General features: G+C 38.6%; 8 protein-coding genes. 6 read left to right on the top strand and 2 right to left on the bottom strand.

The window, feature by feature from the left end; translation table 11 throughout:
• Window positions 1–12: 12 nt before the first annotated feature.
• Both V7L12_RS12345 and V7L12_RS12340 read right to left on the bottom strand, forming a co-directional pair.
• Window positions 13–1,194 (bottom strand): aldo/keto reductase, encoded by a 1,182-nt coding sequence (locus V7L12_RS12345; RefSeq protein WP_335084519.1) that lies wholly within the window; start codon window positions 1,192–1,194, stop codon window positions 13–15.
• Between the two features lie 306 nt (window positions 1,195–1,500).
• Window positions 1,501–7,452, bottom strand: a complete 5,952-nt coding sequence (locus V7L12_RS12340; protein ID WP_335084518.1) for an amino acid adenylation domain-containing protein — start codon at window positions 7,450–7,452, stop codon at window positions 1,501–1,503.
• 2,084 nt (window positions 7,453–9,536) lie between these two features.
• Here V7L12_RS12340 and V7L12_RS12335 point away from each other — a divergent pair.
• The 6 genes from V7L12_RS12335 to V7L12_RS12310 all read left to right on the top strand — a co-directional run bounded on the left by V7L12_RS12335 (window position 9,537) and on the right by V7L12_RS12310 (window position 19,552).
• The gene (locus tag V7L12_RS12335) at window positions 9,537–10,979 is read left to right on the top strand and encodes a sugar transferase (RefSeq protein WP_335084517.1); all 1,443 of its coding nucleotides are present in this window, start codon (window positions 9,537–9,539) and stop codon (window positions 10,977–10,979) included.
• A 385-nt stretch (window positions 10,980–11,364) separates the two neighbouring features.
• Entirely contained in the window at window positions 11,365–12,792 is a 1,428-nt protein-coding gene (locus tag V7L12_RS12330; RefSeq protein WP_335084516.1) for an oligosaccharide flippase family protein, read from the top strand.
• A gap of 67 nt (window positions 12,793–12,859) precedes the next feature.
• Window positions 12,860–13,963: a glycosyltransferase family 4 protein gene (locus V7L12_RS12325; protein WP_335084515.1), complete on the top strand. Its 1,104-nt coding sequence runs from the start codon at window positions 12,860–12,862 to the stop codon at window positions 13,961–13,963.
• Window positions 13,964–14,110: 147 nt separating this feature from the next.
• Entirely contained in the window at window positions 14,111–15,193 is a 1,083-nt protein-coding gene (locus tag V7L12_RS12320; protein WP_335084514.1) for an O-antigen ligase family protein, read from the top strand.
• Window positions 15,194–15,479: 286 nt separating this feature from the next.
• The gene (locus tag V7L12_RS12315) at window positions 15,480–16,676 is read left to right on the top strand and encodes a glycosyltransferase family 4 protein (protein WP_335084513.1); all 1,197 of its coding nucleotides are present in this window, start codon (window positions 15,480–15,482) and stop codon (window positions 16,674–16,676) included.
• Window positions 16,677–17,323: 647 nt separating this feature from the next.
• The gene (locus V7L12_RS12310; RefSeq protein ID WP_335084512.1) at window positions 17,324–19,552 is read left to right on the top strand and encodes a GumC family protein; all 2,229 of its coding nucleotides are present in this window, start codon (window positions 17,324–17,326) and stop codon (window positions 19,550–19,552) included.
• Window positions 19,553–19,916: the final 364 nt, after the last annotated feature.

Raw genomic sequence — 19,916 nt, 5'->3', positions numbered from 1 at the left:
TTATGCAATTTATCAAGTGCGAGATAGACGTTTGACCGCTTCACCTGCCAACAAATGATGAGCTTGTTCTAGAAGTTGGGGGATTTTATCGGCGTAGGGATTACGAGCGAGACATTGCCGCAAGTCTAATTCGTCTAGCCGGTCGGCTTGGTTGCCGGGAAACCAGTGCCCACCATTGCCAAGCAGGTTGTAGCGCATTTTAGCGTAGTCTACTAAATCGTAGGCGAGCGCTAAATTTCGCAGCCACAAAATCACCCGAATATTTACCTCACCAGGGGTTTCGTCAAAGGTTGGTAGATTTGTTTCCCAGGATTTTAGCCAATCTTCTCCCAAAGTAGCGATCGCTTCTGATTCCAACCTTGCTAAAATTGGTGGCAAAATTTCTGATACCCGATCTATTAATTCTAAAGTCTTCAGGTGTTCATCAAAATCTTCTGGTTTTGCTGCTCCCAAGCTTAGTGTATGCACCTCTTGATGACTCAAACAAAACAAATCATTAAACACCATTGGACTCAATGGGGCGCAAAGATTGACTAATTTTTGTGGAGGTTTATACAACAAACCTCCTTTATCAGAAGGGCTAATAATAAACACACCCATATCGTGGCGTTTAGCTGCTTCAATTGCTGCCCAATTCCATTGATTAATGTAGTACCAATGCAGGTTTACATAATCAAATAGATTGGTATTAATTGTCTGCACAATCACATCTGTTGAGCCATGTGTAGAAAAGCCAATAAATCTAACTTTTCCCTCTGCTCGCAACTGCTGCGCTACTTCCAAACAGCCACCAGGACGGATGCTGTCATCTAACGACTCAGGATGATTAATGCCGTGCAACCCTAAAAGGTCAACATAATCTAGCTGGAGATTTTTCAAGGATTGTTCAAATGTCGCCCGGAATTCTTTCGCATCTGCCTTTGGATTGATTTTGGTCTGAACAATCAACTTTTTGCGGGGAAACTTGGGCAATATTCTTCCCAATTGCATTTCAGAAGTGCCATAACCACGGGCAGTTTCAATATGATTAATCCCAACCTCGACTGCCCTTCTAATAGTCGCTTCCAGATTCGCCTGATTATCAGCAGGAATTTCATGATTGGGAACATCTTCCCATTTGAACTGATATCTCATGCCACCGCAGGAAAACACTGGCATCTGTAATTCTGTGCGTCCAAATCTTCTATATAGCATCAGTGGATTGTGGATTGCTTACCAACTTAAAATCTAAAAACGATACTCATTCCAGCTTTTAGTGCGACAATCATTCCCTCTATTCAATCTGTGACACTAACAATATTCATCGCATTCTTAAATCGGTCAGGTCTTTTGGTTATTGGATTTTTACCTACTAATATTCCAGTTCCACAGAATAATTATCTCATCCTAGTTACCACTAGCAAGAATTTTTCTATTATTCTCTCAAGTTTAGACCAAGAAATGGCAAAACGACCGAGCAGTGCTAAGTTGTGCGAAGGTGAACTAACGGAAAAGTTCAAATTAATTCTTTGCAGACTGAGACTGCGCCTGAGTTAAGCAATTTCTCAATTTTTCAGCTAACACTTGTACATGGGGTTCATTAAGTATGTCAAGGTGAGATCCGGGAATGTAATGGATATCTAATCCTCCAACTACTAGGTCGCCCCAGCCGAATTGAGGATCGTATTCTGTGCCTATAGCTTCGTCCCGATTTTTATCCTCTGTCCGCAAAAGAATAGCTCGACCAAGGTAAGGTGAAAAAATATAGTCACTAAGGGCTTGAGTGTTAGTATCTATAACCTTTAAATGCTTGTCAGTTTCAGGTACATGAAGTACATCTTCCAAGTAACGGTTATATGTATTTTGCAGTTCTTGCTTACGCCAATAACTCCATCTCACAACCTTTTGCCAAAGGTAGTTAGGCCCTTGTTGAACAATATTATTTAAATGCAAAAAAACTCGCTTCAGAAATGGCGCCTGCCAGCTATAACCTATACGACAACTATCAAGCATAACTAAAATGCCAACTTGCTCGCCTTGTTCTTGGAGTTGCCGAGCCATCTCGAAGGCAACTGTACCCCCAAAGGAATAACCTCCGAGAAAATAAGGGCCATGAGGTTGAAGGGTCTGAATTTCTTGAATGTAGTGCGTTGCCATATCTTCAATGCGGGTATGGAGAGGGTATTTTCCATCTAGTCCCCGTAGTTGTAATCCGTAAAATGGTTGTTCTATCCCCAGATGCAATGCCAATTCACGGAAACATAAGACTTCTCCACCCAGTCCATGAATACAGAAGAAAGGTGGCTTGGAGCCGTTGGGTTGAATTTCTACTACGGATGACCAGCTAGATTTTGATTGGTCTAATGTATTCACTAAAGCCGAGTTTTTTGTTAAATCTTCTTCTTGGCAGATTATTTTGGCTAGAGCCTCTACAGTCCCTGACTGGAAAAGAATGGCAAGTGGCAGGTTTTTACTAAATGTCTTTTCAATTTGCCAAAACAGTTTTACTGCTAGGATAGAATGTCCTCCTAGCTCGAAGAAGTTATCCCTAACACCAATCGGCTGGACACCTAAAATTTGTTCCCAAATCTGGGTTAACTGGTGTTCCACTTGATTGCGGGGAGCAACAAAGCTGGCTTCTGGTTCTTGCCTCGATAAGTCTGGTGCTGGTAAAGCGCGACGGTCTACCTTGCCATTGGGGGTTAAGGGTATGGTGTCCAGCATGACAAAAGCCGAAGGTAGCATGTACTGTGGCAATTTTGTCGAGAGGAAGCCCCGGATATCAGTAATCGCAATTACTGAGTCTTGGTTAGGTATAATGTAAGCCACTAAACGTTGATCGCCGGGAACATCTTCACGGGCAATTACTACAGTCTGAAGTATATCTGGATGTTGGGCTAACACCGTTTCAATTTCCCCTGGTTCAATGCGTATCCCCCGAATCTTGATTTGATGATCTCGGCGACCGAGAATTTCTAGAGAGCCATCTGGACGATAGCATCCGCGATCGCCTGTATAATAAAGCCAATCCTGGCGATCGTTCCGAAAAGGGTTTTTGACAAACCGAGAACGGTTTTCTTGCTGGGCATTGATGTAGCCCAAACTACGGAATGGAGTTCGGATTACAATCTCGCCCGGTTCACCAATACCGCACGGTTGGTGATTTGGTGTGAAAACCAGTGCTTGGGTTTGAGGCAGCGGCAATCCAACTGGCTGTACACCAGGGCTACACTCAACAGGTACTCGGTAATAACATTTCGCCAAGGTTGTCTCTGTCGGGCCGTAGAGATTAATAATTTCACCTGATTCGGGAAAAGCATCCCGCCAGCGAAGTACAAGGGTTTCTTTCAGAGGTTCTCCAGCCAAGAATAACCAACGTAAGTTACGTAAAGAGACTCCTGACGGCACATCTGCTAACCATAATTGCGCCAGGGAAGGAACTGTATGAAGTACAGAAATTTGCTCATTTTCCAAATAACGTAGAATTCTAGTCGGTTCTAGGTTATCCTCTTCTTCCGGCAAACAGAGGGTTGCACCACTAGTCAAAGGTAAGAAAATATCTCTAAGGACGACATCAAAAGAAAGACCAGTTAATTGGGCAACGCAGTCTTGCTGATTAATTTCAAAGGTCTGTCGCTGCCAGTTCAGAAAATGCGCCAACCCTTTATGACATCCCAACACCCCTTTCGGTACACCAGTAGTGCCGGAAGTAAAGAAAATATAAGCTGCATCATCGGCAGCAATTTCAGGTAGATTTACTGCTTCAATGCTCTTTTGGGAATTTATAGCTTCTCCTGTGTCTGGGTTGACACAGATGCTAGTTAAAGACTCCCCTATATTTTCGTCTTCTGGATGCTGACCATCAATATATAATATGTATTTAGCTTTAGCTTCCTGTAACATCAGCCGCTGGCGTTGGCTAGGAAGTTTTGGATCGAGGGTGAGTAGCACACCACCACTCAAGAGTACGCCAAGCATACTGGCAATTAGCCCAAAGCTGCGTGTCCCAAACACGGCTACGACATCTCCCCGCTCTACTCCGTGAGATAACATAACCTGTGCTAAGGTTTGAGCGATTTTGCCCAATTCCCCATAATTCCAAGTACGAATTCCTTGACGAAGTGATGAATGTTCTGGGGTACGATTTACCCAAGAGGTAAACATTGTTGTCGTCAACTCATACCGTGGTTCTGGCAAAACCGCCCTTGGCTCCGGCAGCAAAGGTCGTGCTTCTGGTGTCACCAGGGAATATAAACTAATCTGCCTCTCTGGAGCAGCAACAATTTGATTCAGCAAGTGATGGAATTGACGAAGCATTTCCATCATTCGCTCTGAAGTAAACAGATCGGTGTTGTAAACTAAATCAAGTTGGATTCCTTGGTTTTGTTCTGTAACGTAAAGGGTTAAGTCGAACTTAGAAGCTGTTTCTAGGATCGAGACTGGTTCTATAGCCACTCCAGGTAGTTCCAGTTGGATGTCCCTTAAGTTGAGCATATTAAACCACACTTGAAACAGTGGGTTGCGACTGGTATCTCGCTCTGGTTGCAGTTCTTCTACCAGTTTCTCGAAGGGCATATCTTGATGGGCATAAGCAGCTAATGCCATCTGGCGGACTCGATTTAGCACTGAACGAAAACTGGGGTTCTCGGCAAAATCAGTCCGTAAAACAACGGTGTTAATAAAAAATCCAATTAACTCTTCAATCTCAGAACGGTTACGTCCGGCAATGGGAGAACCGATAAGAATGTCTTCTTGGCCAGTGTAGCGGTGCAGTATTGTCCCAAAAGCTGCCAGCAATGTCATGAATAGAGTCACACCCTCCTGATGCGAGAGTTCTGTGAGTGATGCACTCAAAGTATGTGGTAGCATCAGAGATTGGGCTGCTCCTTGGTAAGTTTGCACTGGTGGCCGTGGTCGGTCGGTAGGCAATTCCAGTACAGTATTAGCACCTGCTAATTGGGTTTTCCAATAGTTTATTTGGCTGGAAAGTACATCACCTGATAGCCATTGGTGCTGCCACACAGCAAAATCCGCATACTGAATGGGCAATTTTGCCAAGGGGGAAGGCTTATTGTTTAAAAAAGCTTCATAAAGCGCTATTAACTGCTGCCAGAGAATACCGATTGACCAGCCATCTGAGGCTATGTGGTGCATCATTAACAAGAGTATATGCTCCTGTTCGTCTACTTGCAGCAAAGTAGCTCGCAACATCAAGTCAGATTCTAAGTTGAAGGGGCATTGCACCTCTTGATTGAGGAAAAATTCTACTTGATCTTTTGTTACCTTAATGATTTTAAGTTCCACTGGCCGAGGCGTGCTAATTACTTGTATGGGGCTACCATCAAGTGATGTCATAAAGTTAGTTCGTAATGCCTCATGATGGATAACGATCGCATCTAGTGACTGTTGCAATATACCCAGGTTTAACTTACCCGTTAAGCGCTGTGCATTGGAGACAATATACGCTCGGCTGTTGGGTTCCAACTGCTCCAAAAACCAGACTCGCTGCTGGGCAAAGGATAGAGGGGCTGATTGCCGGTTCGCTATTTGGGGAATAGTCTGATTTTGGGGATCATTTTCTGGAGTTTGGTTTTGGGCAATCGCTTGAGCTAAAGTAGCGATCGTGGGATTCTCAAATAATAGTTGCAACGGTATTTCTATTTGAAAAGCTTGGCGAACTCTAGACATCACTTGAGTGGCCAGCAGTGAATGACCTCCCAATTCAAAAAAATTGTCGTGGATGCCTGCTTGTTCCAGATGCAAAACTTTCGTCCAAATGCCAGCCAAGACTTCTTCTGTCGAATTCTGAGGTGGAACAAAGTTAGTTGACAGCCTAATATCAGATGTATCTGGTGCAGGTAAGGCGCGGCGGTCTATTTTACCATTGGGATTTAATGGTAGAGTGTCCAAAAATACAAAGAAACCAGGCACCATGTATTCAGGCAACCGAGTTTCCAAAAAGCGACGCAATTCAGCCTGACTAGGAATTTGCTCTGGACTGGCAACAATATATGCCACGAGTCGCTTGTCCCCAGGAACATCCTCTCTGGCTATGACTAAAGTCTGTTTCAGTGCCGGATGTTGAGCTAATATGGCTTCAATTTCTCCTAATTCAATTCGGAAGCCACGTATTTTAACTTGGTGGTCAATCCGACCAAGGAACTCGATATTACCATCGCTCAAATAACGTGCCAAGTCCCCAGTTTTGTAAAGGCGTGCCCCAGGTTCAGAGCTAAAAGGGTTGAAAATAAACTTCTCTGTGGTCAATTCTGGACGGTTAAGATAGCCTCGCGCTAGACCAATACCGCCAATGTGCAGTTCACCTGATTCACCAATAGGCACTGGCTGCAAATTTTCATCGAGGATGTGAATCTCTGCATTGGTAATCGGACGACCAATGGGAGCCATAGCATAATTAGTACCGCGCTGGCAAGTCCAGAAAGTGGTATCAATGGAAGCTTCTGTCGGCCCATAACAATTATGTAAAACATTGTCCAAATTCAGTTTGGCAAAGAAGCGTTCTATAAGTTCGCCAGATAAAGCTTCACCACCGCAGGTAATGTGTTTGATGAATCGCCAATTCTCAATTTCCCTCTCTTCCAATAAGACACGCAGGGTAGAAGGTACTAAAGCCAGAACTGTGATTTTCTGCTCAGTAATCACTTTCACAAGGTAGGCTGTGTCCTGATGTCCACCAGGGCGAGCTATGAACAATTGCCCCCCAAAGCACAATGGCCAAAATATCTGCCATACTGAGGGGTCGAAGCTAAAAGAAATAGTCAGTAGAACTTTGTCTGCTTGAGTTAATCCAAAAGTTGTTTGTTTCCAGTGGAGTTGATTGCAGATACCACGGTGAGGAATCGTTACACCCTTGGGTTGTCCTGTAGAGCCAGATGTATAGATTACGTAGATGAGATTATCAGCTGTCGTCTCATTTACAGGATTTTCTTGAATGTTTTGAATATTCCCTTGCCAGTTTGAATCCAGACAAACCACTTGCGCCTGATGCGGTGGTAGGTTCTTGACCAATTTTTCTTGGGTTAATAATACTGGTGTCTGAGTGTCTTCCAAAATGAAGGCCAAGCGTTCTGAAGGATATGCTGGATCTAAAGGCACATAAGCGCCTCCAGCTTTTATAATTCCTAACAATCCTACAATCATCTCTAAGGAGCGCTCCAGGCAAATGCCCACGAGAACTTCTGGCCCAACGCCTAAAGTACGTAGGTGGTGTGCTAGTTGATTCCCCCGTTGGTTTAACTGCTGATAAGTAAGTTCTGTATTTTCATATACTACCGCAATTGCTTGGGGCGATCGCTCTACTTGCATCTCAAACATTTGATGAATGCACAGATCCTGATGATGAACTACTTGAGTGTCATTCCATTCCTGTAAAACTTGAGTGCCTATGATGGGAGTTAAGGTATCTAACGGAATATTTTTCTTATATTCTGAAGTTTGGCTATTTATCTGCATTTTTTACTTATCGGCTCCATCAGGAAATCCAATTTTTTAAATTATTAATTGTAATATATGTTTATACAAATCCTATGTGAGGCTACAAATTAACGCCTTGAGGCTATGAGTATGGGAATACAAAAACAATGCCTCTTTAGCTGTAAGATTAGCAAAATGCCACTATTTTAAAATGTTGTGGCTTCTGCTCCTAGTATCCAGGCTAATTATTATATAATATTTCTACATATAAAATATCTTTTTATACGCTTAGGCAATCGATTGATTATCCGTATAATAATCTATTTACCCATTTGTACTCAATTTTGTCTTAACTGTTAACTAAAGATGAAAAATGTAGGCAACAATTATAATTTGCTTACTTTACCTTTCATTAAAAAACAATTTTTTTTGAGAGTGTATAATTGAATATACAATATCTAAAAATACTCTATCCTTTTTGACGAAAGTTTGCCTAATGGGAAAATCATCATTACAGAATCTTCATTGTGTTTATTGATATGTAAAAATACTGTAAAGCTACGAACGGATTTGCTAAAAGACTTAAGTAAGCTCAACTCAGTTTAAAAAATTGTCATTAAAATCAAGAAGGGGCAAAGAGAAGTTTAATGGTTAACTTCCGGCGTTGGGGCACTCCGGCCCAAGTCTCAAAAGTTCAAAAAGGCAAAAAGCAGAAAAAAAGAGGGTTTTAGCGTCATTTATCTTTATTTATCCTTTTCTACTTATTGTTCTTCCATGAGTTTAGGTTGAAGGGTTGATTTTTCGTTAACTGAGATGACAAAAAATCATTAATTTCCACCAAGATTGACGAAAGACCGTTATGCCGACTCAGTGAAACCATTATCAACACGGTTTCATCCCACTATATAAAGCATACATAAAGTGAAAGTCTTGTACATAGGATTAACATTCCAAAAAATGTGATATAAAATATATTAAAACCCCTGCTTTTTCTTAGAGCGAAAACTTATTCAAGGTTTTTGGCTATAAATAATGACTCGCAGCAAGTCAGATGTTGATTTTTTGAGGGTGATATGACCGTGCCTAAACCCTCAATTTTTAATAGACAAGAATTAGAGCGGTCTAAAATCCAAATCTAGGACACAAAAAATTTTTATCAAAAACATATCAAAAAATTGACTCTCTCCGGAGGTAAAAATGTTTAGAATGAAGATACTGCAAGACTTACAGATATTAGACATACATTATCGAGCTTAACTTTGCTTGTTAATAATAATTATCATTAATTTGTTACTAATTCTTTTAAATGTACCCATGAAACTGATCCAAGTTAAATCACAATATGGGTTTGTGTAAGTTTTTGTAACGAAAATCAAATTTTTGATGCATTTTGTTATACGTTAATTGTGTAAGTTTTGTTAATAAGTAATTATGCGTAAAGAAACAAAGAAGCTTTTAATCAAAACTAAAATAGTATAAGCAAACATGCTAAAGTAATTTATAAAGAGATGTAACTATATCTCTGTTATAAAGCGTACCTCTGCGATCCCTATTTTGTTACTCTGGGGAGAATAGTACATTATGTCTATCCTGAATTTTAAGCAAAATCATGGGTTATGCGATAACTATCTATAATTTGTTTATTTAAATAGCCTTATTGCTAAAGTTCCTAAAAACTAGAGATTCTTCTCTGGTAAAATTGGCAAAAGAGGGTTAATTATGCTAATACAGTCCAATTATTTTGTACACGTACATTAAAAATACTAATATTGTTTACCTGACCAAGTTGATTGTTAATGTCAGGAATGTTATTCAAACATACTAAGTTATTTACCAACAAATCCTTATCCCCTTTGCTTTAGCATCAAAGCTAGAAATTTCCGTAGGAAACAGGATGGATGTTATCATGTCAACAAAGTTAAGTAATAGAGTAGTAGTTACACTTAAATAAATTCTGGAATATGCTTTTAATAAAGAACTTATAAGTTACTCTGAAAAAAAGTTCAATAGTAGACTAGAAAGACCAATTTTCTTTGAAATAAAAACGTGAGTGTGAGTTAAGATGTCCCGATTATATAGTAGGTTTTCATAAATTTTTTAACGATATCAGGCATTACTAAACTATGAGTAATCAAAGCATTGCAACAAATAAATTGAGTGAAGTATCTTTAGATTTACGTGCATCTGCATTTGTCAGAGTACGTAAGGGTTCATGGTGGTTAAGATTAACAACATTGTTTTTAGTAGATTATACTTTGTTGTCCTTAGCTTGGATTTTTGCTGGATATCAATCTTCTTCTGAACATCTTTCTTGGTATGTACCGAGTCAATATTTCCCGATTTTAATAACTATTGGAATTCAAATCGGATCGCTAGCTCTCCAAGGTATTTATCGAGAAGGTCAAAAACGCTATGACTATTGGAATATTATCAAATCGTTAACTTTTGCTCATGGATTAATACTCCTTGTTTGTTCTTTGTATAAGCCAGTTGTTGATATCACAAGCCCAAGATTGATATTATTATCTTGGTTGCTAAGTATATTATTTATTTGCACTGGTAGATATGCTGTAAATGTTACTCTTGAATATTTGCGTAAGCAGAAAAAAATCGTTCGTTCTTCTGTATTCATTATTTGCGACCCTCAAGATCGCGAACAGATTGCTAGCTTTATAAAAAAAGAAAAGCATTATATTGTCTCTGGAACGGCAAATGCTAACTCATTAGACAGATATAAACGCCAACAAACATTGAGTCAACTTAATGAATTAGGTGTAACAGAAGTTTTTATATCTTGGGATGCTTTAAAAAATAGAATGTTTTTGTGCTGGTTATTTCAAGCATCTGGGATTCAAGTACATATTTTACCAATGGAATTAAAACCAATTTATAGAAACGTAGAATTTAATAAGATAGGGGGAATGCCTTGTCTGAGTTTGGATTGCCCTATAATTACAGGTAAAGATTTTTGGATAAAGCGTATTTGTGATTTTTGTTTGGCAACTTTATTTGTAATGTTATCATTCCCGATTTATATAGCTATAGCTATAGCTATAAAACTTGACTCTTCTGGGACAGTATTTTACAGGCAAACTCGTATAGGTTTACATGGACAACAGTTTAAAGTATGGAAATTCAGAACTATGAGGTCTGATGCAGAAACACTACAGAATGAATTAGAAGCTTTAAATGAAACAAAAGATGGAATTATCTTTAAAATAAAAGACGATCCTCGTATTACCCGTGTTGGAAAGTTTCTCCGTCGTTACAGCTTAGATGAATTGCCCCAACTTTTTAATGTTATCCTTGGAGAAATGAGTATAGTAGGTCCTCGGCCTTTACCTACTAGAGACGTTGATAAGTTTTCTGAACATCATTTTATTCGACATGAAGTTTTGCCTGGTATTACAGGTCTTTGGCAAGTATCAGGTCGATCTGATATTTTAGATTTTGAACAAGTGATTCATCTGGATATGAGCTACATCGAAAATTGGTCACTTGCTTTAGACTTTGAAATTCTCCTTAAAACAGTTATGGTGGTTTTGAAAAAAGATGGTGCTTATTAAAAAAGAAAATCATAGCCGTACGGGTTCATGATTACAGAATCTAAGTTACGTATCGATAAAAGTATTGTAGTGCAGTCTACAGTTTAGTTGATAGCGGATTAAATTTAGATTTTTCTACCTTGCTGATTAGTTACCTGTTTGAGAGGGATCTAAGAGGATGTTTTAAAAAAGTCTTTTGCTCTCATAGTTTAGGACAGCAAAATATCTCAGTATATGGCGAAACCTTAATTTTGCGTTGCACTTAACCCAGTACAGAACTGCAAAATTCTACCTTTCGGGGCTTTTAAAACATCCTTTAAAAAACTTCTTTTATTTATAAGGATCTATCCGAAAAAATCATGGTGACTCCAAATGAACGAATTAAGCTGAATTAAGAATTACAAGAATGGTAGAAAAGTACAAATTCATAAGTAATTCCCTTTCAATGATACTCAATCGGTTAGCACAAAGCATTACAGCATTTGTATTAACCGCTTCTATTGCTCGTACTTTAGGAGCTGAGGCTCTAGGGCAGTATCTACTCGCATATAGCTACTATTTTATCTTTGTGGGCATTGCCTCACAAGGGCTAAAGACATTATTTACTAGAGAACTAGCTCGTGAGCCACAAAAAACACCAGTCTATCTAATGAGTGGTACGTGGCTACAGTTAATATTTAGTTTCTTTAGTTATGCGGCATTGGTAATTGTAGTGTTTTTGCTTCCCTATAGTTCCAAGACCTCGACTGTTTGTTACATAATGGGCTTAACGATCGTTCCTTTTGCGCTTTCTAATATCACAGAGGCGATTTTTCAAGCTAAAGAAAAGATGCATCTGATAGCGATCGCTACAGTGCCGATCTATATCCTACGCCTAATAATAATGATTTGGGCGATGCAACTAAAATATGGAATTGAATATTTGGGGGCGATCCTATTTTTTTCAGAAACACTAATTCTGATAATTGAATGGATTTTTCTTGTCCCTTTAGTAAAAATACAATGGCAGATTGATAGAAGTTTTGTCTTTAATACAATTAAAGAGGCGCGGACATTTTTTGCTATCGAAGCAATGGCTGTAGTTAGTGGCAGAATTCAAATATTGATTCTTTCATTATTAGGAAATGAACTTTTAGTAGGTCTATTTGGCGGAATCACACAATTACTACAACCCTTTTTGATTATTGCTAATAGTATAACTTTAGCAATATTTCCAAGATTTTCAAAGGCAGTAGAGCAAGGACGGGACAAGCAGAGGCAGATAGCTGAAAATATTATCGAAATTTTATTAATCATTGCATTGCCCTTATACCTTGGAATCTCATTGTTTGGCAAAGATTTATTAGTTTTTATCTATAATACTAGCTTTGCTGAAGCAAATATAGCCCTTAATTTAGCCGCTGCATCACTCCTTTTCTTGCCATTTACACGCTCACTGAGTTATTTACTTGTAGCCAATGGTTTCGAGATAGTGAACCTACGTGAAGTAGTTATTACCACTACATTAGGGAGCTTGGGAGGTGTGGTATTAGTTTCGCACTATCAGTTACTAGGTGCAGCTTTAATAGCATTATTAATGAGTATTTTTGGTTTTATCCAGTATATTTATTTCACCTATACTCGCTTATTTTCATTAAATTTATGGCGAATATTGCGCCGTCCATTAATAATAACTATTTTAATGCTACCTATATTAATATTATTACAAAAACTTAACTTAGACTTTCTATTCACTTTACTCATTGCAACTTGTGCCTATTCTTTACTTGTGATTTATTTAGGTATTCGTGCGTTTGGCGGGTTTCGTTTTTTATGGCTAAAATTTTTAAAATAGTAGTAATTGTTGAAGATAGATTTTTACCATTAACTCATCAAAATTGAGCTAGAGTATAATTTTAATTATGATTAAAGTTGCTTTATTACATTTTTGCTTTGAAGACTACACTATTGAATTAGCAAACAGTTTGGTTAAATATGTTGATTTAACGCTCATTCACCCGGAAAAAATCTCAGATGTCTGTAGCAATGTTCTTGATCCCAGTATCCGTGTGATTAGCTTTAAAAAACCGCGGATTCGCGATCCGCGCAACCTATTGTCTATGTACGCGATGATGCATATTATCAAAGACATAAAGCCAGATATTTTCCATGTGCAAGAAACTAACGATCCTTGGTATGATTGGACACTGTTACTCAACAAAATGCCACCACTGGTGACAACTATCCATGATATATTCCGTCACCCAGGGGATAGCATGTCTGTATTCGGTTCAGAGTATACCAGGCGTATTGCCTTCTACCGTTCCCAACAATTGATTGTTCATACTGATCAATTAAAAAAGATTCTAATTGAACAATTCCGTATACCTCAAGAGCGAGTCAATGTTTTACCACATGGGGAACTTGGTAGTTTGTATCAGCGTCGGAGTAATTACAATAGTCAGACTCGCGATCCAAATACATTACTATTTTTTGGACGCATCTGGCCCTATAAAGGATTGAAATATTTACTTCAGGCTATGCCTTTAATTGCTGAACGTATACCTGAAGTCAAGTTGATTATCGCTGGACGGGGAGAAAACATAAAACAATATTTCCCTAATGGTTATGATGAGAAACGCTACGAAATTATCAATGACTTTATCCCCCTTGAAGAAGTAAGTAATTTATTTCAACGCAGTACAGTAACAGTTCTACCATACATAGAAGCCTCTCAAAGTGGTGTGGCTGCCTTATCTTATGGGATGGGAACACTGGTTGTAGCCTCTGAAGTAGGGGGATTAAGTGAGATAATTCAGCATAAAAAAGATGGGTTATTAGTTCCACCTTGTGATGTCCAATCTTTAGCTGATGCCATTATTTATTTATTAAGCGATCGCGACTTGCAACAACGTATGCAAACTGCGGCATTAGCTCGTTGTCAGGAAGATTTAAATTGGTCAAATATTGCTGCTCAAACAGCTCAAATTTATTATGAAAAAATGAATCTGCAAAATAAATATTAGTTAATTTATTATATTATGAGAAAAATACTAATTTTTTCTGAACAGGTATTCACAATTGTGAGCTTGCTGATGTATTCAGGGGCAATTTTTGTTGTTGTACTGTCAGGAGGAGCAGGACAGAGTGAGTTAGTAGAATATGATAGCTCTTTGATTCGGATTATTTATTTTTTAATCTACCTAGTTACCTTAGTACTACTAGTTTTGCGTTGGAAGAAAACTCTTTATTTCCTTAGGAAAGACTTTTGGCTTTATTCTTTAATTTTATTGTCAGCTGTTTCTATTATTTGGTCTTTTGAAGCATCAACAACATTAAAAAATAGTTTTTCCCTCATTAATTCCAGTTTATTTGGACTATATTTTGCTTCGCGATATAGCTTAAAACAGCAGTTACATTTACTTGCTTGGAACTTTGCAATTATTATAATACTCAGTTTTGTTTTTGCCATAGCTTTGCCTAAATACGGAATACAGAGCGATTTGGATGGCTCAAAGTGGCGTGGAGTATTCACACACAAAAACGGTCTGGGAGCAAGAATGGTAACGAGTAGTATGACTTTTTTTATCCTTGGTTATCAAACTCAAAGACGTAGTTGGCTTTTCTGGGCAGGGTTTAGCTTGTCAATACTACTCTTACGGCTTTCTGCTTCCGGTTCATCTTTAGTTAACCTATTAATGATAATATTGGCATTTTTTGCTTTTCAAATTTGGCGTTGGTCTTACCAGTTCATGGTACCAACCCTAATAATGATGGCGACTATCAGCCAAAGTTTATATTTTTGGTTGTCTAGTGACGCGAATGTCCTGTTCAGTGCAATTGGTAAAGATGCGACACTGACGGGTCGAACAGAGTTGTGGCCATTAGTAATTGATAAGATTTGGAAACATCCTTGGCTTGGTTACGGTTATGGTGGATTCTGGCAAGGATGGAATGGCGAATCTGCCGATATTTGGCTTGCAGCTGCATGGACGCCAAACCACCCCCACAATGGTTATCTGGCTCTTTGCCTGGATTTGGGTCTTTTAGGGTTAGGAGTCTTCTTTTTTGGATTCTGGCGCAGTTATCAGCAAGGATTTGCTTGGGTGCGTAGTAGCAAAACAGCATTTGATATTTGGCCACTTATACACATGACATATATACTTTTATCTAGCCTCACTGAGTCTAACTTAATGGAATCAAATAGTTTGACTTGGATACTCTATGTGGCGGCATCTCTCTCAGTCAGAATGTAAAGATGAAGTAAAATCACATGATTAATCAATATAACTGTAACCAGCTAGTAATAGCAAAACTGATAGCTATTATGATGTAGACATGCATATTTATTATTTAACCCAGTTTCGCCAAGTATGAATATAGGTTCCATAAATAAGGTATATTTTAGACTTGACAAGTAAGTGTTTTACTAAAGTAACGTTTCACATTTGCCCTGCCTATAACCCATAAATTCAGGGTTTCGACCATTGTTCCGAGTGAATGAATAATTACTTACTAAACTAATTAAAAATTGAAATTATTATGGCATTACCGAAGAAAGTACTAATTATCGTTGAAAATCTCCCAGTTCCCTTTGATAGACGGGTATGGATGGAAGCAACTACTTTGCAAAAAGCTGGGTATGAAGTTAGTGTAATTTCACCTACAGGTAATGGCTTTGAAAAAGATTACGAAATTATTGAGCAGATTCACATTTACCGTCATCCTCTACCACCGGAAGAAAGTTCTGTCATTGGCTATCTCCGAGAGTACAGTTGGGCGATTAACTGGCAATTCCGTCTAGCTCAAAGGGTATGGCGAGAGCGTGGTTTTGATGTCATACATATTTGTAATCCGCCCGATTTACTTTTCTTGGTAGCAGCATGGTTTAAATTATTTCATGGTATATCTATTATCTTCGATCATCATGACCTCAGTCCGGAAATGTATGAAGCTAAGTATCGGCGGCGCGATATTTTTTATCATGGATTACGCTGGGCTGAACGCTTGACCTATGCCACAGCAGACATGGTAATTTCAACGAACGAGTCACACCGAGAGGTAGCTCTTAAGCGTGGGCACAAGAAACCAGAGAAAGTATTTGTAGTTCGTAGTGCGCCGGATCTTTCGCGCTTTCGCCGAATGCCTCCAAACCCTAATTACCGTAAAGGTAGAAACTACTTAATAGGTTACATGGGTGTCATGGGAGAACCAGAGGGTATTGATTATCTCCTAAGAATGGTATATTACATTGTCCACAAAAAAAATCGCTCTGATATTCACTTTATGCTAATTGGTAGTGGACCTATGGCAGAAAAGCTCAAAAACTTATCTAAAGAGTTAGAAGTGAATGAGTTTGTAGAATTTACAGGGTTTAAGCAAGGTGAAGAACTCTTAGAGCGGCTTTCCAGCTGCGACGTGTGTGTAGAGCCTTCTCCAACATCTGCTTATAACGAAAACTGCACCATGAATAAAATCCTTGAATATATGGCAATGGGAAAAGCAATTGTCCAGTTTGATTTGCGAGAGGGAAGACGTTCTGCACAAGAAGCATCTCTTTATGCCAAGCCTAACGATGAGGTGGAATTTGCCGAGAAAATTCTGGAACTTTTAGATTTTCCTGAACGTAGAGAAAAGCTCGGAGCTGAGGGGCGACGCAGAATGGAGGAGATTCTTGAATGGCAATATCAAGCTCCAAAACTGTTAGATGCTTACGATGAAGTTTGGCAAAGTAGGTAGCTACTTTAACTTTCCGAATTACTATACTAAGTAACTGGATTGAGTAATGAGTAGATGTTTATGGTCAAAAATTATAAACTGACTAAAGGTCGAGTTTTTTACTTGATTTTGAAATCTTGGCTTTGGCTAAGATAGTTGATATGACAAGGAATATAGCCGTATAATATCCAACTAAAAAATCAAGCCTTTGATAATCCAGAGATAAATTTGAATAATGGTTGATGGCTAATGCAAAAAACTTTTAATTGAACGTTTTGTTACTAAAGGGTTGATTTATGGGACGGCAGTTATAGTTAGGACGTAGTTAACTCACCTCAAATCCCAAAATTAACAAATTTTTTGCTCAAGAAAGATACACAGACCACCGTTACACATTTGCACCAAATGGGGACTAAATTTTTAACATAAATACTCTATACGACAAGACAGTTCAGTTAAGTATTTCTTGCTTCTTTGTCTTTGCGTCTTTGGCGGTTCGTTAAAAAAATGATTTTGATAAAGAGTTAAGCCTTAACTGAACCGTATTGGTCTATACTATATTTTATATTGTAAAATTATACATAATCAGTATTGTCAATTGCACTGGTTTGTGGCTGTTCTAAGTCAATTTTTAGTTTCTTGCTTAAGACCTGTACTTTGGAAGATTTATGTCAGAAAAATCTATGGAATCTAGAGAATCTATTGATTTAGACCTTAATCGTTACTTGTTAATATTGAAACGCTGGTGGCTACCGGCTTTCAGTATATTTGTGGCGACAGTTATTCTGAGTGCCATATCTACAAAATTTCTGAAGCCAGACTATGAAGCAGAAGGAAAACTGTTATTCAGAGTTCCCAGTTTTAAAGTAGCAGGCAATAATCTTTCCCCTGGCACCTCTGAAGGAGGAGACTCAGGAGATTTGAAACCATTGGTAGCAACTCAAAATCCCATAAGCAGTCAGATAGAAGTTATTTCTTCCCCAGCTTTATTGCAACGGACAATAGACAAACTACAACTCAAAGACAACGAAGGCGAACCTTTGAGGGTGAAAGAATTACAAAAAGTCCTAAACCTAAAAATTGTTGGTGGGACAGATGTATTGCGTATTGCTTATAGAAGTCACGATCCTGAAGAAGCAGCGGCAGTAGTCAACACAATTATGAGGTTTTATTTAGAAAATGATATTCTGACAAATCGGTCTGAGGCAGGAGCAACTCGTCAGTTTATGGCCAAGCAACTTCCTACAACTCAAGCTGCTGTTAATAATGCAGAAGTAGCGCTACGTATATTTAAACAAAAGCATCAGATTGCAGATTTATCAGAGGAGACAAAGTCAGCTGTTGCGACTATTGGAAATCTAGATAATGAGATGAATACTGTCAAAGCTCAACTGGATGAGGTAAATGCCCAAACCAATGAACTGCGGCAGAAAGTAGAGCTAAATTCTCAGGAAGCGATCGCTGTGAGTGCCCTTAGTCAGTCACCAGCAGTACAGGGAATTCTTACACAACTCCAAGAGACCGATCGGCAGTTAGCGGTTGAGCGCAGCCGTTTTCTAGATGACAATCCTATAATTATTAACCTAGAAGCAAGAAAAGCTAATTTAAAATCTCTCCTGCAACAACAAGTTGGTCAGACTATTGGCAATCAAACACAAGTTCCCCAGAGCCTATTGCAGATTGGAGAACTCAGACAAAGCCTGATACAAAACTTTTTGCAATCAGAAATACAACGTTTTGGCTTAACTCAAAGACTCTCCTCTCTACACAATTCTCGTGCCAGCTACGAACAGCGGGTGAAACTCATACCCCAGCTAGCACAAAACCAGCGAGAGTTGGAACGGAAAGTTGAAGTTGCAGAATCAACCTATCAAACTTTATTGAAAAAGGTTCAAGAGCTACAGTTAGTTGAAAATACAAATACACCTAGTTCCCGGATTATTGCTCAGGCTTTAGTGCCCGAAGATCCTACATTAACCAAAACAATAATTGTTTTGGTGCTAGGAGTCATGTTCGGTTTGTTTTTTGCTACCACAACTGTACTTTTTTTCGCTATGAGAGATAGATCTCTAAAAACACTTAAAGAAATTAGAGATGTATTTGGATATACTTTGCTAGGAATTGTTCCTTTGTCTGTTAAAAAGCTTCGTTCTCGTTATTCAAATGCAGAATCAATATCTCAAACAATTGCCGTAAGGGATACTCCCCACTCTTTAACGAGCGAAATGTACCGAATGATTCAAGCAAATCTGAAATTCTTAAGTTCAGATAATTTGCTCAAAACCATTGTGATTACTAGCGCAGTTCCTAAAGAAGGCAAGTCTACAGTTTCAGCTAATTTGGCAGCAGCGATCGCTCAACTAGGACGTCAAGTTTTACTAATCGATGCAGATATGCGAGTTCCTTCTCAGCATCATCTCTGGCAACTAACCAATGAAGTTGGTTTGAGTGAGGTTCTTGTAGGTCAGGCTGAATTTGACATTGCCGTATCTAAGGTAATGGACAACCTAGATATTTTAACTGCTGGAGTTAGACCTCCTAACCCACTTGCTTTGCTTGACTCAAAACGGATGGCATCACTCATTGAGAATTTCTCATCTCAGTATAAATATGACTTTGTAATTATTGATGCCCCTCCACTACTTTTGGCAGCCGATGCTTTGACTTTAAGCCAAATGACTGATGGTATTTTGTTAGTAGCCCGACCCGGAGTAATTGATTCCAACAGTGCTAATGCTGCTCAAGAGATATTAGAGAGATCCAATTACAACGTTCTAGGTTTAGTAGTCAATGGAGTCATTGATAAAAATGAATCTAGTAGTTATAAATATCATTCTCACGAATATTTTAAACCAAGAGAGTTGACAAAAGAGTTTAAGGGACTGGCGAAGAAATAAAGCTTCCAAAAAATTATTTTAGGAGTTACATCAAGTTCGGATAAATATTTATTAATAAATACTGACGCAAACACGCAATAAGTTTTAAATAATAAGCAATTAACCGGACTTAGAATTATATAGCGCTCCTATATCTGATAAGGTATATCTTCATCAGTATAGGAAACGCTATATTAGAAGCTATAGATAATTTTTAGGATGGTAGTCCGATTTCTTTAGGTGTTGCCACTCCAGTTTAATTGAATTCATTAGGGTTTTTGCTAGCCTCGGAAGTAACATGTGTAACTCCGTTCGCTCTATGCACAAAACCTTATTCATCCAAATATCTCCGGTAGCCGCACAAAATTTCAGCATCTCTATTCTT

The organism is Nostoc sp., from assembly GCF_036918245.1.
Lineage (GTDB): Bacteria > Cyanobacteriota > Cyanobacteriia > Cyanobacteriales > Nostocaceae > Nostoc.
Note: the sequence above shows the minus strand (reverse complement) of the source record. Positions and strands in the feature narration are given on the sequence as shown.